Here is a 24,072-nt window from a genome sequence, read left to right as displayed (position 1 = left end):
CCCAGTGAGATCACGGGGCCCGGTTGGATTTCACAAGTTGGTTTTAAAGCTATTAAGACAGCTTTACGACTCGCTGGTGAAGGTCTTGCAGGCGGCGAACCTGTAGCGGCTGCTCCTGACGCATGGCCATCGCCATGGCCTGGGCCGCTGCCAGGGTGGTGGTGTAACACACCTGGTGGTTCTCGGCACTGCGACGGATATCCGCAGAGTCGCGGATCGCCTGACGCCCTTCGGTAGTGTTCACTACCAGTGCAATCTCGTCGTTCTTAATCATATCGACGATATGCGGGCGACCTTCACTCATCTTGTTGACGGTTGTAACGGGAATATTGTTTTCTTGCAAGACCTTGGCGGTGCCGCGGCTGGCAATTACTTCGAAGCCAAGCTCCACCAGATCGCGAGCTACGCCCACTGCGTCGGCCTTGTCGAAGTCACGCACAGAGATAAATGCGCGTCCGGACTCCGGCAGGCGGTCGCCAGCGGCAACCAGGCCCTTGTCGAAGGCTTCTGCGAAGGTAGCGCCTACGCCCATTACTTCGCCGGTGGATTTCATCTCGGGGCCGAGAATCGGGTCCACTTTCGGGAACTTGTTGAACGGGAATACAGACTCTTTAACGGAGTAGTAGTCCGGTACGATCTCTTCGGTAAAGCCCTGCTCCTGCAGGCTGATACCCGCCTGACAGCGCGCAGCCACTTTCGCCAGTGAAGTGCCGATGCACTTGGAGACGAAAGGTACAGTTCGGGAAGCGCGCGGGTTCACCTCGATCACGTAGATCTCGCCGTCCTGGTAGGCCAGCTGGGTGTTCATCAGGCCGACTACGCCCAGCTCGCGAGCCATGGCTTTCACTTCTTCGCGCATACGGTCCTGCACATCCGCCGGCAGGCTATAAGGCGGCAGGGAGCAGGCGGAGTCACCGGAGTGAACACCACACTGTTCAATGTGCTGCATGATGGCGCCGATCACAACGTCCTTGCCATCGGACACCGCATCGATATCCACCTCAATAGCGGCGTTGAGGAAGTGGTCCAGCAGTACCGGCGCTTCGTCGGAAACCTGTACCGCTTCTTTCATATAAGTGAGCAGTTCGTCTTCTTTGTAGACGATCTCCATGGCGCGGCCGCCCAGTACGTAAGACGGGCGCACAACCAGCGGGTAGCCCACGTCTTTCGCCGCCTGGATGGCTTCGGAGACAGAGCGCACGATGGCGTTCTTCGGCTGCTTGAGGCCGAGACGCATAATCATCTGCTGGAAGCGCTCGCGGTCTTCGGCGCGGTCGATCTGCTCTGGGGTGGTACCGATAATCGGCACACCTTCGTTGGCCAGGTAGCGCGCCAGGTTCAGCGGAGTCTGGCCGCCGAACTGTACGATCACGCCTTCCGGCTTCTCTTTGGCAACAATTTCCAGCACGTCTTCCAGGGTTACCGGCTCGAAGTAGAGGCGGTCGGAAGTGTCGTAGTCGGTGGAAACAGTCTCCGGGTTACAGTTGACCATGATGGTCTCGTAACCGTCTTCGCGCATCGCCAGTGCGGCGTGTACACAGCAGTAGTCGAACTCGATGCCCTGGCCGATACGGTTGGGGCCACCGCCGAGTACCATGATTTTCTTCTTGTCGGACGGCTGCGCTTCGCACTCCTCATCGTAGGTGGAGTACATGTAAGCAGTAGAGGTGCTGAACTCAGCAGCACAGGTGTCCACGCGCTTGTAAGACGGGAATACACCCAGCTTGTGACGGAATTCGCGCACAGTCTTCTGGCTCACCCCCAGCAGGTCCGCCAGGCGGCGATCGGAGAAGCCTTTGCGCTTGAGGAAGCGCATTTGCTCAGTGGTCAGCGCCGAGGTAGGCAGTGACTTGAGCGGCTCTTCGATTTTGATCAGCTCTTCGATCTGTACCAGGAACCAGGGATCGATACCGGACAGGTCGTAAACTTCGCCGACGCTCATGCCCATACGGAAGGCGTCGCCCACGTACCAGATGCGCTCGGCCCCCGGAACGGAGAGTTCGCTGCGCAGGCGGGTCTCAGCGCCGTCTTTGCTCGGGTCAATCTTGCTTTCCAGGCCGAAGCTGCCCACTTCCAGACCGCGCAGGGCTTTCTGCATGGACTCCTGGAAGGTACGGCCGATCGCCATCACTTCACCCACAGACTTCATCTGGGTAGTCAGGCGCGCATCGGCTTCACCGAATTTCTCAAAGGTGAAGCGCGGAATCTTGGTGACAACGTAATCGATGGACGGCTCGAAGGACGCCGGGGTGGCACCGCCGGTGATATCGTTTTGCAACTCATCCAGGGTGTAACCCACTGCCAGCTTGGCCGCGACCTTGGCGATCGGGAAACCGGTGGCCTTGGAGGCCAGTGCGGAGGAGCGGGATACGCGGGGGTTCATCTCGATCACAACTACGCGGCCAGTCTTCGGGCAAACGCCGAACTGTACGTTGGAGCCGCCGGTCTCAACGCCGATCTCGCGCAGTACCGCGATAGAGGCGTTGCGCATCAGCTGGTATTCCTTGTCGGTCAGCGTCTGCGCCGGGGCAACGGTGATGGAGTCACCGGTGTGTACGCCCATCGGGTCGAAGTTCTCGATGGAACATACGATGATGCAGTTGTCGTTCTTATCTCGAACCACTTCCATCTCGTACTCTTTCCAGCCGAGCAGGGATTCGTCGATCAGCAATTCGTTGGTGGGGGAGAGGTCGAGACCGCGCTTACAGATCTCTTCAAACTCCGGCCAGTTATAGGCCACACCACCACCGGAACCACCCATGGTGAAGGACGGGCGGATAATTACCGGGAAGCCGAACTCTTCCGGTACTTTCTTCGCCTCTTCCATGGAGTGGACGATCTTGGCGCGCGGAGTTTCCAGGCCAATGGCCTTCATCGCCTTATCGAACAGGTCGCGGTCTTCCGCTTTCTCGATAGCGTCTTTGTCCGCACCGATCAGCTCGACATTGAACTCCTTCAGGACACCGTGCTTATCCAGGTCCAGGGCGCAGTTCAGTGCTGTCTGGCCACCCATGGTGGGCAGGATAGCGTCGGGGCGCTCCTGCTCAATAATCTTGGCAACGGTGCGCCACTCCACCGGCTCGATGTAGGTGGCATCGGCCATGGCCGGGTCGGTCATGATAGTGGCCGGGTTGGAGTTCACCAGGATCACCCGGTAACCCTCTTCGCGCAGCGCCTTACAGGCCTGGGCGCCGGAGTAGTCAAATTCGCACGCCTGGCCGATCACGATGGGGCCTGCGCCGATAATCAGAATGCTTTGGATATCTGTGCGTTTTGGCATCTTTCTTCCGTTCTACTACCGGCAAAGGCCGGCTGCGCTAAATTTCATTCGTTTCTTGTTAAAACCGCCGCAAAAGCGGCGGTTAATTGCCCTACCCTGGGCGGCTACGCCCTTAGGCGCGCTCTTTCATCAAATCGATAAAGTGGTCGAACAACGGCGCCACATCGTGTGGGCCCGGGCTCGCTTCCGGGTGCCCCTGGAAGCTGAAAGCCGGCTTGTCCTTCAGGTGAATACCCTGCAAGGTACCGTCGAACAGGGACTTGTGGGTAACTTCCACATTGTCCGGCAGGCTGTCGGCGTCCACTTCGAAACCGTGGTTCTGCGCGGTGATCATCACCTTGGTGCTGTTCAGGTCTTGTACCGGGTGGTTACCACCGTGGTGACCGAACTTCATCTTGGCAGTTTTACCGCCCACCGCCAGGCCCAACAACTGGTGGCCCAGGCAGATGCCGTAGGTGGGGATGCCAGCGTCCAGGATTTCGCGAATAGCGGTGATCGCGTATTCACAGGGCTCGGGGTCGCCGGGGCCATTGGAGAGGAATACACCGTTGGGATTCATCGCCAGTACTTCGGAAGCCGGAGTCTCCGCCGGTACTACGGTGATGTCACAGCCGCGATCCACCAACATGCGCAGGATATTGCGCTTCACACCGAAGTCGTAAGCTACCACTTTGAAGGGCTGTTCCGGCGCGGCCTTATGGCCTTCGCCCAGTTCCCAGGTACCTTCGCTAAAGGGGTAGGCTTCCTTGGTGCTCACCACCTTGGCCAGGTCCATCCCTTTCAGACCGGCAAATTCCTTGGCCTTGGCCAGGGCTTCTTCGCGGTCGATATTGTCACCGGCAACGATGCAACCGCTCTGTGCACCCTTGTCGCGCAGCAGGCGGGTCAGGCGACGAGTGTCGATATCGGCGATACCAACGATATTGCGCTCGCGCAGGTAGTCCTCCAGGGACTGCTCGTTGCGGAAGCTGCTGGCCAGCAGCGGCAGGTCGCGGATTACCAGGCCGGCGGCCCAGATATCAGCGCACTCTTCGTCTTCCTGGTTGGTGCCAGTGTTGCCGATGTGCGGGTAGGTCAGAGTCACAATCTGGCGGGCGTAGGAGGGATCGGTGAGGATCTCCTGGTAGCCGGTCATGGATGTGTTGAACACGACCTCGCCAACAGAACTGCCATGGGCACCGATTGCGCGTCCTTCAAAGACACTACCATCTGCGAGCACCAGCAGCGCGGGAGTTGTACTCTGCATAAAGTTGTGGGGCATGAAAGCCTCCGACGTAGGGACAGCTTTAGTCAAATTGAACTCCAATCTTCAGAACTGCTTCCGGGCGGGGTTTGCGGGCTTCGGAGCACGCGGGCTCCTGACTGGTGCGCGCATAAAAAAGCGAGATGAAACATCGCAGCTTCATCTCGCTTTAAAAATCTGTTCACGCGTGATTCTCACAAAGTGGCCGACGGTTGCCGCCAGCTTTTTAGTAGGCTCACGCTGCGCGATTCAGCTTCGCGGCACCGGCCCAAATCGGGCGCAGATTCTACGCGAATTCACCTCTGGACGCTAGTGCAAAAATACGCCAGGCTACTTTCCCTGAAAATCTCACTCCGGCTTGCGTCCCAACCGGAAAAGACTACTGCCCATTTTCAGCTCCGCCTTCTCCAGCATGGTCTTATTCATCCGCAGGGCCACCTCCCGACCGCTGTCGGCAAACTCGATCATACCGCCAGTGGCGGCAAAGCGCTCAGCATCGCTCACCGTCAGAACCGGGAAAAACTCCAGTGCCACCAGCGCCTTGAGCAGTGTGGGGCGATCCAGGGTACTCAGCACCACAATTTGGCACTTGCGCGCCCGCAGCATCTCCTTGACCTCGATCTTCTCAAGCTCCACATCGCGCCCATCAATACGCTGATTCTTGAACCGGGCCGCCAGTGGCTCACCGAGAGAGTCCCCACCCATCAGGCACACCTTGAACGGGGCACTGCTATTGGCAAAGGCATTGACCGGCCACTGTAGGTGGTAGGCGAAGTGCACTATGTAATCCACCATTACCCGCCGCCCCAAAGGGGTATCGGAGAGCTGCACCGCAGCCTGGGCACCCACACCGCTGAAAAGTACTGTCAGGAAAAGTATCAGGGCGGGAATAGTGCGAAGTGAACCTGGGCTGGATATCGTCATAGAAGCTCAAACCCTGCGGTTTGCATCTCCCGAAAGGAAGCTGCGGTGGGCTGTTACCCGCAGCAGCCAAAGCTCGCTGCGGCTCTATTTGCGCGCCAGCGAAAAGCCCGGCCACCTACTCAGGTTAGCCCAACGCAAAGGCCCCCGCCGGGACCAGAGTTACAGCGCCTAAAGATCCTCCCCCGGCAATATCGGGCGCCACTTCAACGCCTTTTCGATAGATATGATCATGGCTCCAGCCACATCCTTGCGCGTAGCGCTCTCGATGCCTTCAAGTCCCGGCGAGGAATTGACCTCCAATAACAGCGGCCCCTTGCGGGAGCGAATAATATCCACACCCGCCACCTTGAGCCCCAACACCTTGGCAGCCTTGACCGCCAGGCGCTTCTCCTCTGCGGTGACCTTAACTACTGAAGCCGTACCGCCCTGGTGAATATTGGCACGAAACTCCCCCGGTGCCGCCTCGCGCTGGATCGAGGCCACCACACGACCGTCGATAACAAACAGGCGAAGATCCTTTCCCTCCGCCTCGCGAATAAACTCCTGCACCAGAAGATTGGCCTTGAGGGACTTAAACGCATTAATCACCGATTCCCCGGCCTTACGGGTTTCCGCCAGAACGACACCGCGCCCCTGGGTTCCCTCCAGCAACTTCACCACCAGTGGCGCACCGCCCACCATTTCGATCAGCTCATTGGTATCCACTGGGGAATTGGCAAACCCGGAGGTGGGGATATTTAATCCACTTTGTTGCAGCAACTGCAGGGAAAATAATTTATCCCGCGACTGGCTGATAGCGGCGGAGCCGTTCAGGGCAAAAATATCCAGGCTCTCAAAGTGCCGCGTCAGCGCACAACCGTAAAAAGTCTGGCTGGGGCGAATGCGGGGAATCACCGCATCCAGGCTATTGAGTATGCGACCATCCCGGTAGTGCACTTCCGGCTCATCAGGGTCGAGCTTCATATAGCACTGGCGGATATCGAGAAAACTCATGCGATGTCCGCGCTCGGCCCCCGCTTCCATAATGCGCCGGTTGCTATAGAGATCCGGGTTCGATGCCAGCAGCCCGATGCGCAGGCCGGTACCGGCAATATGGTGCTCATCCCGATAATATTCATCCAACTGGCTTTTCGGGATATCGCCAATACAGAAGCTCTCAGCCGGATCTACTAGCATTCGCCCAATCATGGCTTCGCGCCCCAACAACATGCGATAGCCCATGCTGTCCCGATTGGTCAGGGTCAGTTCAATATCCCAGACACTGCCACCAATGGAAATAGAGGTACGAATTACCGGGCGTTTTTCGCTTTCTCCGGAGGAGCTGCGCACCAGCCTTTTATCCAAAAGCCGCGCCTCACAACGCACTGAAGGGCGGCGCTGGTGCTGCAGTGGATGCGCCTCAAAACTCACCCAGGGTTCGCCATCGCGCTTGAAGGTATGGATGTTGTAAGCGTGCAAACAGGAAGTTTTAGCCCCGGAGTCCACACGCACCTTAATCGCCGGGACGCCGAGTGCGGGAAGCCCGCACCACTCTTCGCTGCCGACAATCAGCTTTCTTTCCAATCGAGATTCCTCAAAGGAAGGTTACAGGGTGACCGGTCGAACGAATGTCGTCGGTCTTTTAGTTTTACCCGCAAAAATGGCGGGCAAATGAAAATCGGAAATTTCTTTCACAGCGCCCCTGCAGGCGCTGAATTTATTTACTCTAAGTAAGATTAGTTAAGGCCGAGTACATCGCGCATATCGTAGTGCCCCGGCGCCCGCGCACTCCCCTCCCCTCCCATCATCCACAGTGCCGCGCGCACAGCACCGCGAGCAAAAGAGAGCCTGCTGCTGGCGCGGTGGCTAATTTCGACCCGCTCACCTTCCGCCAGGAACATCACCGAGTGTTCACCTACCACATCACCACCGCGCACTGTCGCAAAACCGATAGTGTCCCGATCGCGGGCACCGGTTTGACCTTCGCGGCCGTAAACTGCCACTTTATCCAGGTCGCGCCCCAGAGTTTCCGCAATCACTTCTCCCATACTCAGTGCCGTGCCGGAAGGTGCATCCACTTTGTGGCGATGATGGGCTTCGACAATCTCAATATCGGCCTCTTCAGCCATTACCCGCGCAGCAGTTTCCAACAATTTAAAGCACAGGTTTACCCCGGTGGAAAAATTACTGGCGAGGCACAGCGGCACCTGATCCGCATAAGCCAATACTTTATTTTTTTGCTCGCTATCAAAGCCCGTGGTGCCGATTACAATAGGGAGATTTTTCTCCGCGCAATAGGCAGTATTTTCCACAGTCGCTTTAGGGGCAGTGAAATCAATAAGTACGTCAAAGTCTGCCTTATCGAGGCTGTCCACAATAGCGAGGCCGCTGCGGCCCAGACCGGCAACTTCGCCGGCATCAGCGCCGACCAAGCTGGAGCCAGGCCGCACTATAGCCGCTGACAGTTCGGCTTTATCAGACAGGGACAAAGCCTCCGCCAACGCTCGCCCCATTCGACCACCAAATCCCGTCACCGCCACTTTTACCGCCATCACAGCACTCCAGTCCAAATCAATAAGGTTCTGGATTCTACAACGCACCCGGTAGAGCGCATAGATACCAATAAGCCACTATTAGCGTGTCTAAAAATCGCTAGTCACTCCGCAAAAGTAAAACAAAAAGAAATATCCACATATTTTTAAATTGCCAAGAGGATACTTGCGCAAAACGCGATATCAGCGGCCACTGCTACGCTTTACTGTGAGGGGTAAATGGAGCGCCAATATGCGACTGATGATCCTGTCCAACCATCTACCACACATCATGGCGGTAGTGATCTCTCTGAGCCTGGCTTTTGGCAGCACGCCGGCATCTGCCCAGCAGCAAAATGCCAATCCAGACTTTTGGGAGAAGTATGATGATATTACCGATTGGGTGACGCTGCGTTTGCAGCTCACCCCGGGACAGGAAAAAACCGTATTACCCATTATGCAAAAAAGCTTCGCAGAGAAAAAAGCGGTGCTGGAAAAATACGGATTACTCAGTGGTGAAAAGGTCGCCCTAACCCCCAAGCAACGCGGCGAAATTGGCGCTCAATTCGCAGCTATCAGCCTGGAAACACACAAAGAACTGGAAGGTATTTTAAATAAGGAGCAACTGCGCAAAGCGCAAAAAATCCAACAGGAATTCCTGAGTGAATTCGCAGCTCGTTTGAGAACCAAAACTTCCCAATAGAAGGCGTTCTATTGAAGGAATAAAACTCGCCTGGAAATAAAAAAGGCTCGAAAGCTAATGCTCTCGAGCCTTTTCAAATAGGCAACCCGCAAAACAATTTAAGGTTTTGCCGGTGCTAACAGCGATTAAAGCTTCATATCACCAAAGAAGTTTTTCACCCCTTCAAACCAACCGGTCTGACGCGGTGAATTTTTCTTTTCGCTGAGGGTATTAGAGAACTCTTGCAGCAAGTCTTTTTGCTTGCCGGACAGGTTCACTGGAGTTTCTACCACAACGCGACACAGCAGGTCGCCGGTTGCACCACCGCGAACCGGGGAAACACCTTTACCGCGCAGGCGGAACAGTTTGCCGGTTTGGCTTTCCGCAGGAATCTTCAGCTTCACTTTACCGTCGAGAGTCGGCACTTCCAGCTCGCCACCGAGGGCAGCGGAAACAAAGCTGATCGGCACTTCGCAGTAGAGGTTCTTGCCATCGCGCTGGAACAGATCGTGCTCTTTCACCACTACCTGAACATAGAGGTCACCAGCGGGGCCGCCGTCGGGCCCGGCTTCACCTTCACCGGACAGACGAATGCGATCGCCGGTATCCACACCGGGCGGCACCTTAACGGACAGGGTTTTGGTTTCCTCTACACGACCGCGACCGTGACAGCTGCCACAGGGATCGGAGATAGTGGTACCGCGACCGCGGCAGTTGGGGCAGGTTTGCTGAACAGAGAAGAAACCCTGCTGCATACGCACCTGGCCAGCACCACCACAGGTGCCACAGGTTTGCGGAGAGGAACCGGGCTTGGCACCGGAACCGCTACAGGTTCCACAGGCTGCCAGAGTCGGAACGCGAATCTTGACCGTGGTGCCGCGCACCGCGTCTTCCAGGTCCAATTCCAGGTCATAGCGCAGATCGGAACCGCGAGCAGGGCCGCCGCGACGGCCACCGCCGCCACCACCGAAGATATCGCCGAACACATCGCCGAAAATATCGGAGAAGCCACCGAATCCACCGGCGCCGCCACCGCCCATCTGGCCTTCCACACCGGCGTGGCCAAACTGGTCATAAGCTGCGCGCTTCTCGGAATCCGACAAAACCTCGTAGGCCTCATTGGCCTCCTTGAATTTGTTCTCAGATTCCTTGTCATCGGGGTTACGGTCCGGGTGAAACTTCATTGCCACCCGGCGGTAAGCTTTTTTCAGCTCTGCATCCGAAGCGCCGCGCTCGACGCCGAGGACTTCGTAATAATCGCGTTTCGACATAAAACTATGTTCTCTGGTCCGGCATCAAGAACGGCCAAACTCTCTTTCTACTTCTCGGTTTCTAACTAAGCCCCGCGAACGGAGCACCACCAAAACTGCGAAAACTCGGCAAATATTGGCAGATACCTGAAACAACACAGGGCGCGGGCCTCTGAAAGTAAGGCGCCGCGCCCCTGAAGTTCTCCGGCGGCCACTTTAAAAGCTGCCACCGGAATTGCAAGCGAACGCTTACTTACCTTCTTTTTTGTCGTCCTTAACTTCTTCGAACTCTGCGTCTACCGCGTCGTCGCCAGCGGAGGACTGCTGCTCGCCCTGAGCACCAGCGCCAGCGGCACCTTCAGCACCAGCGGCTTGAGCCTGCTCGGCGTACATCTTCTGGGCAACTGGACCGGAAGCTTCAGTCAGCTTGGTAGTCGCAGCTTCCATAGCGGCCTTGTCATTGCCTTTAACGGCTTCTTCCGCTTCGGTAACAGCCGCTTCAATAGCTGCCTTCTCTTCAGCGGTGGCTTTGTCGCCAGCTTCTTCCAGAGTTTTCTTGGTCGCAGAAATCAGGCCGTCGAGCGTGTTGCGAGTCTGCACCAGCTCTTCGAACTGCTTGTCCGCTTCGGCATTGGCCTCAGCGTCCTGAACCATCTTATCGATCTCGTCCTCGGACAGGCCGGAGGAAGCCTGAATCACGATGGACTGCTCTTTGCCAGTGGCCTTGTCCTTCGCGTGTACGTGCAGGATACCGTTGGCATCGATGTCGAAGGTTACTTCGATCTGTGGCATGCCGCGCGGTGCCGGTGGGATATCGGCCAGGTCGAAACGACCCAGGGATTTGTTCTGTGCAGCCTGCTTGCGCTCACCCTGAACCACGTGAATGGTTACCGCAGTCTGGTTGTCATCCGCAGTGGAGAAAACCTGGGACTTCTTGGTGGGGATAGTGGTGTTCTTGTCGATCAGCGGAGTCGCAACGCCACCCATGGTTTCGATACCCAGGGTCAGCGGAGTTACGTCCAGCAGCAGTACGTCTTTAACGTCACCGGACAGTACGGCACCCTGGATAGCAGCACCCATGGCAACAGCTTCGTCGGGGTTAACGTCTTTGCGCGGCTCTTTGCCGAAGAATTCGGTTACTTTCTGCTGAACCATTGGCATACGGGTCTGACCGCCTACCAGGATCACTTCGTCTACACCGGAAGCGGACAGGTCGGCATCTTGCAGAGCGATTTTTACCGGCTCCAGGGAGCGGGTAACCAGCTCTTCTACCAGGCTTTCCAGCTTGGCGCGGGTCAGTTTAACCACCAAGTGCTTGGGACCAGTGGCGTCTGCAGTGATGTACGGCAGGTTGACTTCGGTCTGCTGGCTGGAGGACAGCTCGATCTTGGCTTTTTCTGCAGCTTCTTTCAGGCGCTGCATTGCCAGGGGGTCACCTTTCAGGTCGATACCCTGGTCTTTCTTGAACTCGTCTGCGAGGTATTCGATCAGGCGCAGGTCGAAGTCTTCACCACCGAGGAAAGTGTCACCGTTGGTGGACAGTACTTCGAACTGCTTCTCGCCGTCTACGTCGGCAATTTCGATGATGGAGATATCGAAGGTACCACCACCCAGGTCGTATACCGCTACAGTGCGGTCACCGCCCTGCTTATCCAGGCCATAAGCCAGTGCAGCGGCAGTCGGCTCGTTGATAATACGCTTAACGTCCAGACCCGCAATGCGGCCGGCGTCTTTGGTGGCCTGACGCTGGGAGTCGTTGAAGTAAGCCGGTACGGTAATTACTGCAGCTTCAACTTTCTCGCCGAGGAAGTCTTCCGCAGTCTTTTTCATTTTCTTCAGGACTTCGGCAGAGATCTGCGGCGGAGCTTTTTTATCGCCTTTCACTTCTACCCAAGCGTCGCCGTTGTCAGCTTCAGTGATGGTGTAAGGAACCATCTTGATATCTTTCTGGACAACGTCGTCTTTGAATTTACGGCCGATCAAACGCTTAACCGCAAACAGAGTATTTTGGGGATTGGTCACCGCCTGACGCTTGGCAGACTGACCTACCAGGATTTCGTTGTCGTCAGTGAAGGCAACAATAGAAGGTGTAGTGCGATCGCCTTCGGCGTTTTCGATTACACGCGCTTTGTCACCATCCAGTACCGCTACACAGCTGTTAGTGGTACCCAGGTCGATGCCGATAATTTTTCCCATCTGTAAAATCCTCTTTTGATGCGCGCTGCCAGCTCTGTTCTGTTTACACCGCGCGAATAATTCTTGATGTCAGCTATATTGGTGCCGGCCGCTAAATTTCAAGGCCGCTTTACACTTCTGCCTTTACGGCGCTTTGCTGACCACCACCATGGCCGGGCGAACCAGGCGGCCATTGAGGCGATAACCTTTTTGAAACACGTCCAGAACCGTGTTCGGCTCCACCTCGCCGTTGGACACCTGGGTCATAGCCTGGTGCAGCTCTGGGTCGAAGGGCTCACCGGCCGGATCGACAACTTCCACAGCATTTTTCGTCAGGGTTTCAACGAAAGATTTGTGGGTCAGCTCGATACCTTCTACCAAGGCCTTGTTGGCTTCGTCGGCCGTATCGATCGTCGCCAGTGCGCGCTCGAGGTTGTCCACTACAGGCAGCAAGTCCTGTAGCAACTTCTCTACCGCAAATTTGCGCGCGCGCTCGATATCCTGTTGCGCGCGGCGGCGGGCATTCTGCTCTTCCGCCTGGGCGCGCAGGGCCATATCCTTGTGCGCTGCCAGCTGCTCCTGCAACTTGATAATTTCCTCGTGCAGGGCATCGGCACCTTCGGCCTCTTCCCGCAGGGCTTCCTCGGCAAGTTCGCTTTCTATAGAGGAAGGGTCTTCAATCTCTGCTGAAACGCCCTCGTCTGTAGCTGGTGCGTGCTCCGCCCCCTCTTTAATCTGATCTTCTTCGCTGCGCTCTCTGGCCACTGCTTTCTCCGTCGCGTCGACTCTGTCAGTAATGTGAGTTGAGCCCGTCTCTCGGGCACTGGAGCCTATATGGGGACATCCCCGCACAGTTCAAGTGGTTTTTCGCGCTAGCGCACATCCTCAGAGTAATGTGGCCCCGCCCCTATAGCTAACCGGGAACGAATACTGTATAAATAACCACTAATTGGGCCGGGCGCCCGCCGATTAGCAAGGACACAAGCGATCTCTATGCTGCTGCATCTGTCTATCAGCCAATTCACCCTGGTGGACCAACTGGAGTTGGAGTTTGGTCCCGGTACCAGTACCCTGACCGGCGAGACCGGCGCGGGTAAGTCAATCACCTTGGATGCCCTCGGCCTGGCGCTGGGCGGTCGCGGCAGCGCTGAGCTTGTGCGCACCGGCGCCAATCGCGCCGATATCAGCGCCACATTTGATATCGCCGAGCACCCCAGCGCTGCCAGCTGGCTCGAGTCCCAGGAGCTGGACGCCGGGCAGGAGGTCATTCTGCGCCGCACTATCGGCGCCGACGGCCGCTCCCGCGCCTATATCAACGGCCAACCGGTCACTCTGTTGCAGCTACGCGCCCTGGGCGAGCAGCTAATCGATATCCACAGCCAGCACGAACACCAATCCCTGCTGAAGAAAGAAACACACCTGCGCCTGCTGGATGAATACGCCCAGGCCCAGGAACTCGCCGCAGAGACCCGCAGCCGCTTCAAAACCTGGCGGGATCACTATCGCCGCTATCGCACACTGGCCGACAGCGCCGAGGAAGCCGAAGCCCGCCGCCACTTGCTGGAATACCAGCTTAAGGAACTGGATCAACTTGGCTTGAGCGAAGGGGAAATAGAGTCCCTCGAGAGCGAACAGCAACAGCTGGCCAATGCCGGAGAAATCCTCAGTGGCAGCTACCAGCTGGCCGCTTTCTTGTCCGGCGGTGAAGGCGATATCGCCGAACAGCTGCACCGCGCCCTGCAACTGCTGTCCTCCATGCCCGGGCAGGCTCCAGCCTTAGTGGAAGTGGCGCAGATGCTCGACAGTGCGCGCATCCAGGTGGATGAGGCCGCAGCCACCCTCTCCCGACATATCGACCGCTTCGAGATGGACCCGGAGCGACTCTCCGAAGTTGAAGACAGGCTCAGCGCCATCTACCAGGCGGCGCGTAAACACCGAGTCCAACCGCAGGAGCTGCCGGCACTACAGCAGCAGTTACAGGCAGAACTGGACGATATCGGCAGCCCAGATGCCCTGGAGCGCCTTGCCGCAGATTGTGAACAACTGGAGAAGCAATACAGAAAAGTTGCCGGCAAACTCAGCAAGCTGCGCAGTAAAGCGGCAGCTTCGCTGGCGGAGGCCGTGAACGGCCAGCTGGCCGACCTGGCCATGCCTCACGCTCGAGTAGAGCTATCACTACAAGAGCTGGATACGCCCAATAGCCAGGGACTTGAAGAAGCAGAAATTTTAATTTCCACCAACCCGGGCCAACCGCCTCGCCCCCTGGGCAAGATTGCCTCCGGCGGTGAACTCTCCAGGGTCAGCCTCGCAATCCAGGTGGTAACTGCGCAAACCTCCCGCACCCCCACCCTGGTATTCGACGAGGTGGATGTGGGTATCGGCGGCGCCACCGGTGATGTGGTGGGCCGCCTGCTGCGTCAACTGGGAGAAACCCGCAATGGTCGCAGCGGCCAGGTGATCTGTGTGACCCACTTGGCCCAGGTAGCGGCGCGAGCCCACCGCCAATACCTGGTGGAGAAGCACAGCGATGGCGAAAGTGTTTTTGTGGCACTGCGCGAACTCACCAACGGCGAGCGCCGCGAAGAAGTGGCGCGCATGCTCGGCGGCGCCCCCACCGCCCAATCCCTGGCTCATGCTGAGGAAATGCTGGAGAGAATTTAATCCCCCAAACCCTTCTCTCGGGCTGGCTATGGAGTCAGCCCTACCTCCTTCATACGATTCCGGCGCCAAATGTCACCATAGGGCAAAAATGGTGCATTTTGGTAAGCAATCTTACACCGTAGATCAATAAATGACCGCCACACAATCCGGTATACCACCCCTTTCGTCGGATATATGTGCCGATTTAGGACAAACGCACAAATATGACTGGGAGCGGCGGCTAAAGTCACCATATACTTGGCGGCTTATTTTTCGATGTATGAGTAGTCCCGGCCGAGGTTATGCAGAGAACGATTTTCAACACCCCTATTGTCACCCCAATCCTCCGCTTGGTTGCACGGGTGCTACTGAAGTTGCACGGCTGGCGTGTCAAAGCTGACGAGCAGTCTCTCAAACTAAAGCAGTACGTATTGATCGGCGCCCCCCATACCACTAACTGGGATGGCTATTACTTTATTCTCGCCGCACTCAAACTGAAGATGACCCCGCAGTGGATGGGCAAAGACAAGCTATTTACCTTCCCCCTGGGTGGCCCCATGCGCTGGTTCGGCGGTATCGCCGTAGACCGCAGCAAAGCCAACAACCTGGTGGATGCCACTGCCAGGCAGTTCAAACTGCGCAAAGAACTGGTTATCGCTATTCCCCCCGAGGGCACTCGCGGTTTGGCGGAACGCTGGAAGACCGGCTTTTACCATATCGCCCGCAACGCCAGGGTTCCGGTGGTACTGGGCTATATCAGCTTCCCCAAAAAAGAAGTGGGCATCGGCCCGATAGCGCAATTCAGTGAAAACCTGGAAGCCGAGCTGTTGAAGCTCAAGGAATTTTACGCGGATAAAATTGGCAAGTTCCCAGAGCTTTACACCCCACCCTGCCAGTCGTAACACTCAGCGTAAGCATTTGAAGGGTGCGGTGAATACCGCACCCGAAAGAATCACTTCTCTTTTTCTGTCACATACAGAACCAGGCTGTGGCCAGTCAGCTCATAGCCGTGCTCTTCAGCGATCTGGCGCTGTAGCTCCTCAATCTCTTCATTGTGGAACTCGATAACCTTACCGGTATCCGTGCACACCATGTGATCGTGGTGATCGCCACGGTCCAGCTCGAATACGGAGTGGCCGCCATCGAAGTTGTGGCGCACTACCAGGCCCGCGCTCTCAAACTGGGTCAATACCCGGTACACAGTAGCTAGGCCGACATCCTCTCCCGCCTCCAGCAACAGCTTATAGACATCCTCAGCACTCAAATGCTGCTCACTAGTGCTTTCGAGCAATTGCAGAATTTTCACCCGCGGCAGAGTGACCTTGAGGCCAGCCTTGCGCAATTCCTGGTTTTCGTTCGACATGTATCAATATTTCCCGGCAGGATTTTAAAAGTTATCCGAAGTTGCCCAAACCCACAGCGGCCATTTATAAAGGATTCCGACCCTGGAGTCCCGTCTGTCAGCGAGCCAACTCTTCAGGTATTATCCCATGCCCTACGGAGTCAGAGAAACCCCGTACTGCTCACTTAGGGCAGAACTGGTAAGTGGAGGAACTTTTTTTCTCCACTTGAGACTAAACTGACTGTTTGTAAGAAATCAGCGTGAGCGCTGCCGTTTGAAACCGAATAATGGAGCAATGAATGCCGCCTAGTCTGAGATTTCTCACTATCGCCTTCCTGTGCAGCTTGCTGGGAGCTTGCACACTCGTAAAATTCCCCGGTGTACACCGTATTGAGGTGCAGCAGGGCAATATCATTACCCAGGAGATGGTGGATCAGCTAAAGCCAGGGATGACGCGACGCCAGGTACAGTTTGTTCTGGGCACTCCGCTGCTGGAAGATACTTACAACCCCAACCGCTGGGATTACGTCAATCGCCTTCGCGACAAGAAAGGCAACATCACCCAAAAGACCTTTAGCGTTTACTTTGATGAAGACTCCCTGGTAGCCACCAGCGGCGACTGGCAGCCCACAGGCTGGCCCTAAGCGGAAGTCCCCTCGGCGCCTTTCTTCTTCTCAGCCATACGCTTGGCTTTCTCGGCGCGCTGCTTGCGCGCCTCTTTGGGATCGGCGATCAAGGGGCGATACACCTCAACCCGGTCCCCGGGTTGCAGGACATAACTTTCCGCCGGCGGCAGCCCCTTACTCCCCAGCACCTGGGCAAAAATACCCATCTTTGCCGTATCCGGATCGACTTCAGGATACTCCTTGGGAATTCCCGAGCGAATTAGCGCCTCCCGCGCAGTGGTACCCTCAGACACCAACAAACGCATTAGTCGCTGTTCGTGGGGCAGTGCGTACACCACCTCCACCGAGATTGTTTTCTCTTCTGTCATTGGGGTTTCCCGTAAACTTCTTCCGCGCGCTCACACATAACCGCGACCATCTGGTTGGCTAGGTCACTGAAAATTTTTCCCGCAGCCGCCGCGATCAATCGATTTTTCATCGAAAACGAAAGGGTAAAACTCACTTTACAGGCATTTTCAGCCAGTGGAGTAAATTCCCACAGTCCCTCGAACTGCTCGAAAGGACCATCCACCAGCTTGAGCGTCATCGACTTGGGACGCACCAACTGATTGCGGGTCACAAAGCTCTGCTTTATACCCGCGCGCGACAAATCCAGGCGCGCCTCTAAAGTGGTGTCATCGCTGTGGATAATCTCCGCAGCGCGACAGCCGGGTAAAAATTGCGGGTAACTGGCCACATCGTTGACCAGATCAAACATTTGTTCCGCGCTGTACATCACCAGCGCACTGCGTTCTATTTCAGTCATTCCTACTGTCTAACCCAGTCCATCAGGCAAAATTACCTGGGATTACCGTTGAACGGCTAATTTTGCCAGTCGGCGCTACTCAAGCAAGACAATTCCTGCAACAATCGCATTTTTTACCGGTGGGCCACACTTAGCCCCAGCCGCAGTAACAAAAACTACAAGCATTCAAAAAATAATAGCGAGAGTACTTATGACCGCAGTGAGAGAGCATTTTGGGTCAAGGCTGGGCTTTATCCTGGCCGCAGCAGGTTCCGCCGTCGGTATTGGCAACCTGGTCGCATTCCCTGTAGCAGCCACCAAGAGCGGGGGCGGCGCCTTCTTACTGGTCTACGCTCTCTTCGTATTTCTGATCTGTCTGCCTGTGATGATGGCCGAACTCGCTATGGGACGCCGTTCAGATAAAGACCCCGTCGGTGCCTATCGGCAGATATCCAAGGGCTCCACGCTGTGGAGTATTCCCGGCTGGCTGGCCCTGATCACGCCATTTATGATCGCGGTTTTTTATCTGGTGGTCACCGTATGGGTAATGGGGTACCTGGTAGAAATCTTCTCCGGCAACTTGGATAAGCTCGCCACCCCGGATTTCTTTATCCACTTTATCAATACACCCACGGTATTTATTTACCTGGTTGTCCTGATGCTGATCATCAATGCCATTCTCGCTATGGGCGTTAAAGACGGTATCGAGCGGGCCGCAAAAACCCTGATGCCCATGCTGTTTGTAATGTTATTGGGACTGGTGTTCTTTGTACTAACCCTGGATAACGCCGCCCTAGGTTTGCAGTACTACCTGGTACCCGACTTCAGCAAAATTGACGGCAACGTAATCAGTAAAGCCATGGCCCAGGCCTTCTTCTCCCTGTCTCTGGGAATGGGCATCATGATTACCTACGGCTCCTATATGAAGAAGAAGGACTCCATTCCCGGTTCTTCCCGTGCCGTTGCGATTACTGACACATTGGTAGCCTTTACTGCTGGCCTGCTGATTTTGCCGAGTATTTTCCACTTTAACCCGCAGATTGATCCGACAGAGCTGAGCGACTCATCCGCCGGTATGATCTTCCTGTTCCTGCCGAAGATATTCCTCGCTTTGCAAGACGGAATCGGCTACATGGGCGCCAGCGCCGTAGCGGCCATCTTCTTCTTCCTGGTACTGGTTGCCGCCATTACCTCTCTGGTTTCCATTATCGAGGTGCCTATCGCCACCCTGCGCGACGAGCGCAACATGGAGCGTAAGAAGGCTATCTACATCGTTGCGGCAGTTCAATTTGTACTGGCCATCGCTTGCGCCGTATCATTCGGTATGGCCACTTGGTTTACAGAGTTTGTACAACTGGCCGGCGCAAACAAGTCGTTCTTCGATTTGGTGGAGATCATCTTCTACGACACCATCTTGCCTTTAAACGGCTTGCTGGTATGTCTGTTCGTGATCTACAAATGGAAGAAATCCAATTTTGATAAAGAGCTGCAAGAAGGTGACAGCAACTTTGCAGGCTCGTTTTCGCAAAAATACGTTAACTTCTCCCTGGGCACTTTTATCCCATTGATACTGCTGCTTATCTTTATCAATACCGTGGCCCTGAAGTTTTTTGGACACAGTTTTATATAGTCACTCGTAGTTTTCATGGCCAAGAAAAAGAAAGCACAAACATCCAATACCATCGCCCTCAACAAGAAGGCCCGCCACGACTATTTCATTGAAGAAAAGTTTGAGGCGGGCGTTGAGATGAAAGGCTGGGAAGTCAAAAGCTGTCGGGAGGGCAAAGCCCAGCTGACCGACAGCTATGTCATTTTCAAAAACGGTGAAGCCTGGCTGCTGGGTGCCAACATCCAGCCGCTACCCAGTGCCTCCACCCACTTTGTCACCGAGCCCGACCGCACCCGTCGCCTGCTGCTCACAAAGCGCGAGCTTTCCAAGCTAATCGCCGCTGTTGAGCAGAAGGGTCACACCGTGGTTGCCACAGCCATGTACTGGAAAGGGCATCTGGTGAAGTGCGAAGTCTGCCTTGCTAAAGGTAAGGCGAGCCATGACAAACGCGAGACTGAGAAGAAGCGCGATTGGAACCGCGAAAAGCAGCGCCTAATGCGCTCGGCGCACAAATAGTGCACAGTGAACTATTAGAAGAATAATTACGGGATTTACCATGAGTGCACCGCGAGGACAGTTCAGCTCGAATATTGGCTTTTTGATGGCCGCGGCGGGTTCCGCCGTTGGTCTCGGCAATATTTGGGGCTTTCCAACCAAGGCCGCCAGCAACGGCGGCGCCGCCTTTGTAGTCGCCTACTTATTTCTAGCCTTTGCGCTCGCCTATCCGGCCCTGATGGCCGAACTCACCATCGGCCGCCACGCGCGCCGCAATATGGTGCAGGCGCTGCGCTCCATTTCCAACGGGCCCATCAGCCGCTTTTTCGGGGGCCTGACCGGCTTCGGCGGTATCCTGGTGGCCTCCCTAATCCTGAGTTTCTACGCCATTGTGGCGGGCTGGATGGTGGCCCACCTGGCCCAACCTTTCGCCAGCCTGTTTGGCGCCCAAGAGGCGGCCCAGTGGTTGGCCGGCAACAGCACCGATCGCAATATGATCATGACTGCTATCTTCAGTGGTCTTACCATGCTGATTATCGCCAGTGGTGTTGAAAAGGGGATCGAGCGCTGGTCCACCCTGTTGATGCCATCGCTGATCATCCTGTTATTGCTGTTGATCTGCTACGTACTCACCCAGCCCGGCGCCCTGACCGGCCTGGAAGTGTACCTGATGCCCAACTTCGACCACTTCACCCCGGATCTGCTGATCTCCGCCATGGGCCAGGCCTTTTTCTCCCTATCCCTGGGTGTAGGCACCATGCTGATTTACGGTTCCTACCTGAGCCAGCAGGAAAGCCTGCCGCGCCTCGGCGCCCTGGTAACCCTGATTGATGTGGGCATCGCCTTCACAGCGGGCTTGCTAATCCTGCCCGCCATGTATGTAGCCCAGGAAGCCGGTACCCAGATCTTCTCTGCCGACGGTTCCCTGATCGCCGGCCCGAGCCTGATCCTGCAAGTGCTGCCAGCACTCTTCGACACCATGGGTGAAGCCGGGATATTCGTCGCCATCGCCTTTTTTGCACTGATGGTTATCGCCTCCCTCACCTCCTCCATTTCCATGCTGGAAGTGCCGGTGGCATTCTCTATCGAGAACCTGAATATCCCCCGCCGCATCGCCACCCCGATCGTTGGCCTGATCATCTTTGGCGTGAGCTGCGGCATCATCTACAATTTCGACGCCCTTTTCGGACTGGCAGTCAGTATCAGTACTGAATACGGCCAGCCCCTGCTCGGTATTGCCCTGTGTATCTTTGCCGGCTGGATCTGGCGCCGCGACCAGCTGCTGAGTGAGCTCAAGAAAGGCCATGAAGATATCGAAAACACCCTGTTCTGGAAGATCTGGCCCTGGTATGTGCGCATCGTCTGCCCACTGCTAATCCTGACCGCTTTCGTACAGTCCATTCGCTAATCTGATCTCCCTCCCGGCGGTACCTTACCGCCGGGGACTCCCTTCCCACCTAAGCCCTCCCTCAAAGCGCCTGACTAAAGCGACTCTGATCGCTCAAATGCCAATTACATAAAATTTATTGCTAACGTGAATTTTGGGGTATACTTAGGTGACACACATGAGTGTTTCTTATCGGGGATGACTTGGATTCGACGCCGGTTACGAAACCTTGGGTGCATGCCGAGATGGCAGCGAATCTCGTAAATCCAAAGCTGTATTTTATTAGTTGCCAACGACGACAACTACGGTGCCCAACAAACTGCATTAGCAGCTTAAGTAAGCACTAACTAAGGGTTCGTCCCTTAGCAGTCTTCAGCAAGGTTCCAGTATCGCGCTGTAGACTGTTATACAGAACTGGATCGCCGCAAGCCATACCCGTGGGTAAGCGGTTAAACAAATTTCGGGATCGCCCTATACGTCCTGACCGCCGGGCTGTAATGGGTTAAATCAATAGACGGAGCTAAGCATGTAGAGCCTCTGGCAGAGTGCTGACGGACGCGGGTTCGACTCCCGCCATCTCCACCAAATTGCTGTCTCAGACAGCCCACGAAAACCCCGCAAACCTAGTGTTTCCGGGGTTTTTGCTTATCTGGGCCATCCCAATTAATCTAACCCAAATCCAGCCATTTTTAGTGGGGTTAATTGCGGGGGCGAGCAGGTTTGCGCCACTGCCCCACCAAGAAAAAGCACTTGGCAGCTATTGCAGACCCTACTGAAATCGGGCGCCTACTAACTGCCATAGACGACCCCAATAGTAAGAGCAGCCCTAAAACTACCCCCTCTCTTACTCTGCCCGCTAGAGAATTGCGAAAACTTGAGTGGACGGAAATCAATTGGGATGCCAAGCACATAAAACTGCCCAGCGAAAAATGAAAATGGGCCAGCCACACATTAACCCTCTTGCTGAACAGGCTCTAGCCCTGGTCACTGGGCTATGACAATGAAACCATGACCGCCCCGGCTCCCGTGCAATGGCCCGTACTCTATTAGACCGCGACACTTGGCAGATTTAATTTAGAATTCGCGTTTTCATCAAGCAAAAACCTGAATGTGGCACATTCATCTCAAATCAGAGAGGTGGAACACATTCTTCAATGGATTTACGAGGATAAAGGGATATGTCCATCAACGAACATGCAACCAAGATACAGGTGAGTCGACTGGTTAACACCGCTCTGACAGCGATTAAGGATAAAGATCCGAGATTTGATCAGACTCTGGTTCGCACTCTGGACCAACTCAACTTAATCAGCCGGAACCTGAATACCGCCAAACATAACGTACAGCACTTTGGTGGAGTGATGGCGGCCGGCGCTCATGGACAAAACGCCTACCGAGTCAATCAATCCATGAACTCGAAGCTTAGGACCCTTTCATCACTTGAAGCCTTCCTCGCAGAAGAGTGGAAAAAGCTTGGTAAAGCAGTTGACGCATATAGGACACAGCTACCATGGGAAGGCAAGACCGAATTGGAACTCCTGGATATGCTTGCGGGAGAAATCGAGTCGTTCGATAAATTACTTAAGAAAAACGTCATTCAGGTTCCAAAGCACCAGACCAACCCACACCAAACGATGACCCTTCAAAGAGAAATCACTCAATTAAAGGCAATACCCGCTCATACAGCGCCAAGTATGCTTGTCTTAATTTCCATCGGCCTTCGTTTATTTGCAATGTACGTCGGCTCTAAAAGAGTGAATAGCAATAGATAATCTCGATTTCCCTTTTGGCAGCTCGCTAGGCGCTGGACATTTTCATCTGACAGGCTCAATGCCTGTCGGCACCTTCTAAATAAGCGGGGCAAATCAATATCGTGTTAGGAATACCCATATTTCTACCCATTAACCTGCTTAAAACAATATCTTAAAGAACTCACATCAAAAGGAACAAAGCCTCATCCATCGATCATGTCATGCACTTATACACGAGAGAAAGGTTTATCAACAATCAAGCAGGCCGCTCGCCTGTTGACACCGATAAAGGTTTTTTCACATCAGTAAGAGCCATCACTAGTCGAAAAATACAAACCTATTGGCAATAGTCTTCGCCGTCACCTTTGCTGTCATTAATGTATCAATAAAGCTCTACACTCTATATTTCAAGCACCCTTAAAAACTTAAATAAAGGACTGCCATGAGCAAGTCTGAGCACGAAGCTTTTATGCAAGCAGCCATTGAGGAAGCGCGCAAGGGCTTGGCCGCAGGAGGTGTTCCCACCGGCTGTGTAGTAGTTCGTGATGGAGAAATTATTGGCAGAGGCCACAATCAGCGTATCCAACAGAATAGTGTTAGCAAGCATGCTGAAATGGACGCATTGGAAAAAACTGGAAGGTTACGAGCAGTCGAGTATCAAAAGTGCACGCTTTATACGACTCTTTCACCCTGCCCTATGTGCAGCGGAGCCATACGTCTATACGGCATTAGGAATATTGTTATCGGTGAAAACAAAACCTTTCAGGGAGATGAACTATTACTCAGATCTGAAGGCATAAGCCTAACCATCCTAAATAATTCTGACTGCATTAATCTTATGAGTGAATTTATCCAGCAGCACCCTGAAATCTGGCATGAAGATATTGGCGAGTAAAAAACATAAAAACATTGAATAAAAGTGGAATTAAATTAAAAACAACAAAATAATCATTGCCGCACCTAGAGGATGAACATTCAATCCCTCGATTTTACGAATGCCCTGCCGCTAAAGCCTCACTACAGAGTGAGCTAAAAATGCTTGATAAAAAGAAAACCCAGCTAACACAGAGTCGGTATACATTAGGTCAGTATGTTGACTAGATTCTACCAGATAGGGTTTAGATTTTTTCTTTTATCATTTAGACCAGAGTCGTGCAGGTTTCCCACCATGAATATCGTGCAACATCGCATTTCCACCCCCACTAAAAAGCCCAGTCTTATCCAGCTCTTCAAAATCTGATAACAGCTTTTGGGCACGTTATTTAGCCCTCTCCTTCCTCCGCCTTTCATATCCAATGAAGCATTTTTGATCCGTCACACAATACTCATCCAGTAGCAATAACCTCGAGAGCTATGGAAAAAGTGTTTGCTACT

Annotated in this window: 19 protein-coding genes, 1 other RNA gene and 2 pseudogenes; 10 read left to right on the top strand and 12 right to left on the bottom strand. The window is 54.7% G+C overall.

All coding sequences use genetic code 11. The annotated features are described in order from the left end of the window. Window positions 1-52: 52 nt before the first annotated feature. From carB to dapB, 6 genes and pseudogenes are all read right to left on the bottom strand, one after another. Window positions 53-3,280, bottom strand: a complete 3,228-nt coding sequence (gene carB / locus ACJJI3_RS20695) for a carbamoyl-phosphate synthase large subunit (protein ID WP_444891977.1) — start codon at window positions 3,278-3,280, stop codon at window positions 53-55. Window positions 3,281-3,392: 112 nt separating this feature from the next. Further along, window positions 3,393-4,541 carry a glutamine-hydrolyzing carbamoyl-phosphate synthase small subunit gene (carA, locus tag ACJJI3_RS20690; protein ID WP_282931318.1) on the bottom strand — a complete coding sequence of 383 codons (1,149 nt, stop codon included), beginning with the start codon at window positions 4,539-4,541 and terminating at the stop codon, window positions 3,393-3,395. A gap of 330 nt (window positions 4,542-4,871) precedes the next feature. Then, window positions 4,872-5,447: a YfiR family protein gene (locus ACJJI3_RS20685; RefSeq protein WP_444940793.1), complete on the bottom strand. Its 576-nt coding sequence runs from the start codon at window positions 5,445-5,447 to the stop codon at window positions 4,872-4,874. A 168-nt stretch (window positions 5,448-5,615) separates the two neighbouring features. Continuing rightward, window positions 5,616-6,524: a 30S ribosomal protein S6--L-glutamate ligase gene (gene rimK, locus ACJJI3_RS20680; protein ID WP_413665891.1), complete on the bottom strand. Its 909-nt coding sequence runs from the start codon at window positions 6,522-6,524 to the stop codon at window positions 5,616-5,618. Between the two features lie 129 nt (window positions 6,525-6,653). Beyond that, window positions 6,654-6,938: pseudogene (locus tag ACJJI3_RS20675) on the bottom strand (ATP-dependent zinc protease family protein); the annotation flags it as partial. Between the two features lie 224 nt (window positions 6,939-7,162). After that, window positions 7,163-7,978 carry a 4-hydroxy-tetrahydrodipicolinate reductase gene (dapB, locus tag ACJJI3_RS20670; protein WP_444940792.1) on the bottom strand — a complete coding sequence of 272 codons (816 nt, stop codon included), beginning with the start codon at window positions 7,976-7,978 and terminating at the stop codon, window positions 7,163-7,165. Between the two features lie 232 nt (window positions 7,979-8,210). On the opposite strand from dapB, the gene ACJJI3_RS20665 reads away from it, so the two are divergent. Beyond that, window positions 8,211-8,660, top strand: coding sequence for a hypothetical protein (locus ACJJI3_RS20665; RefSeq protein ID WP_444940791.1), 450 nt, complete (start codon window positions 8,211-8,213; stop codon window positions 8,658-8,660). Between the two features lie 125 nt (window positions 8,661-8,785). Here the strand turns inward: ACJJI3_RS20665 and dnaJ are convergent, their stop codons facing one another. From dnaJ to grpE, 3 genes and pseudogenes are all read right to left on the bottom strand, one after another. Beyond that, window positions 8,786-9,910 (bottom strand): molecular chaperone DnaJ, encoded by a 1,125-nt coding sequence (dnaJ, locus tag ACJJI3_RS20660; RefSeq protein ID WP_282931314.1) that lies wholly within the window; start codon window positions 9,908-9,910, stop codon window positions 8,786-8,788. 228 nt (window positions 9,911-10,138) lie between these two features. Beyond that, window positions 10,139-12,100, bottom strand: a pseudogene (dnaK, locus tag ACJJI3_RS20655) (molecular chaperone DnaK); the annotation flags it as partial. 108 nt (window positions 12,101-12,208) lie between these two features. Next, entirely contained in the window at window positions 12,209-12,829 is a 621-nt protein-coding gene (gene grpE / locus ACJJI3_RS20650) for a nucleotide exchange factor GrpE (protein WP_444940790.1), read from the bottom strand. Window positions 12,830-13,057: 228 nt separating this feature from the next. On the opposite strand from grpE, the gene recN reads away from it, so the two are divergent. Continuing rightward, window positions 13,058-14,725, top strand: coding sequence for a DNA repair protein RecN (gene recN / locus ACJJI3_RS20645; RefSeq protein ID WP_444896132.1), 1,668 nt, complete (start codon window positions 13,058-13,060; stop codon window positions 14,723-14,725). 281 nt (window positions 14,726-15,006) lie between these two features. Beyond that, window positions 15,007-15,606 (top strand): 1-acyl-sn-glycerol-3-phosphate acyltransferase, encoded by a 600-nt coding sequence (locus ACJJI3_RS20640; protein WP_413663277.1) that lies wholly within the window; start codon window positions 15,007-15,009, stop codon window positions 15,604-15,606. A 50-nt stretch (window positions 15,607-15,656) separates the two neighbouring features. On the opposite strand, the gene fur is transcribed toward ACJJI3_RS20640, so the two are convergent. Then, entirely contained in the window at window positions 15,657-16,067 is a 411-nt protein-coding gene (gene fur / locus ACJJI3_RS20635; protein ID WP_282931309.1) for a ferric iron uptake transcriptional regulator, read from the bottom strand. Between the two features lie 278 nt (window positions 16,068-16,345). Here fur and ACJJI3_RS20630 point away from each other — a divergent pair, with 278 nt between their 5' ends. Continuing rightward, a complete protein-coding gene (locus tag ACJJI3_RS20630; RefSeq protein ID WP_413663278.1) occupies window positions 16,346-16,690 on the top strand; it encodes an outer membrane protein assembly factor BamE in 345 nt (114 codons plus the stop codon). Here the strand turns inward: ACJJI3_RS20630 and ACJJI3_RS20625 are convergent. Both ACJJI3_RS20625 and ACJJI3_RS20620 read right to left on the bottom strand, forming a co-directional pair. Continuing rightward, a complete protein-coding gene (locus ACJJI3_RS20625; RefSeq protein WP_413663279.1) occupies window positions 16,687-17,040 on the bottom strand; it encodes an RnfH family protein in 354 nt (117 codons plus the stop codon). The two genes, ACJJI3_RS20630 and ACJJI3_RS20625, sit on opposite strands and share 4 nt — an antisense overlap. Then, entirely contained in the window at window positions 17,037-17,477 is a 441-nt protein-coding gene (locus ACJJI3_RS20620; RefSeq protein WP_413663280.1) for a type II toxin-antitoxin system RatA family toxin, read from the bottom strand. The genes ACJJI3_RS20625 and ACJJI3_RS20620 overlap by 4 nt, the downstream gene beginning before the upstream one ends. A 190-nt stretch (window positions 17,478-17,667) precedes the next feature. Between ACJJI3_RS20620 and ACJJI3_RS20615 the strand changes: the two genes are divergently transcribed. From ACJJI3_RS20615 to ACJJI3_RS20590, 6 genes are all read left to right on the top strand, one after another. After that, the gene (locus ACJJI3_RS20615) at window positions 17,668-19,086 is read left to right on the top strand and encodes a sodium-dependent transporter (RefSeq protein ID WP_413663281.1); all 1,419 of its coding nucleotides are present in this window, start codon (window positions 17,668-17,670) and stop codon (window positions 19,084-19,086) included. Between the two features lie 15 nt (window positions 19,087-19,101). After that, a complete protein-coding gene (smpB, locus tag ACJJI3_RS20610; RefSeq protein ID WP_282931304.1) occupies window positions 19,102-19,581 on the top strand; it encodes an SsrA-binding protein SmpB in 480 nt (159 codons plus the stop codon). A gap of 40 nt (window positions 19,582-19,621) precedes the next feature. After that, window positions 19,622-20,968, top strand: a complete 1,347-nt coding sequence (locus ACJJI3_RS20605) for a sodium-dependent transporter (protein ID WP_413663282.1) — start codon at window positions 19,622-19,624, stop codon at window positions 20,966-20,968. A gap of 173 nt (window positions 20,969-21,141) precedes the next feature. Next, window positions 21,142-21,532, top strand: a transfer-messenger RNA (tmRNA) gene (ssrA, locus tag ACJJI3_RS20600). A gap of 593 nt (window positions 21,533-22,125) precedes the next feature. Next, window positions 22,126-22,719 carry a hypothetical protein gene (locus ACJJI3_RS20595; protein ID WP_444940789.1) on the top strand — a complete coding sequence of 198 codons (594 nt, stop codon included), beginning with the start codon at window positions 22,126-22,128 and terminating at the stop codon, window positions 22,717-22,719. 421 nt (window positions 22,720-23,140) lie between these two features. Beyond that, entirely contained in the window at window positions 23,141-23,593 is a 453-nt protein-coding gene (locus ACJJI3_RS20590; RefSeq protein ID WP_444940788.1) for a nucleoside deaminase, read from the top strand. The last annotated feature ends 479 nt before the right edge of the window (window positions 23,594-24,072 follow it).

The organism is Microbulbifer maximicatervae (SeqCode), assembly GCF_052466985.1.
The sequence above is the reverse complement of the archived record's forward strand: the minus strand, read 5'-3'. Positions and strand labels throughout refer to the sequence as shown.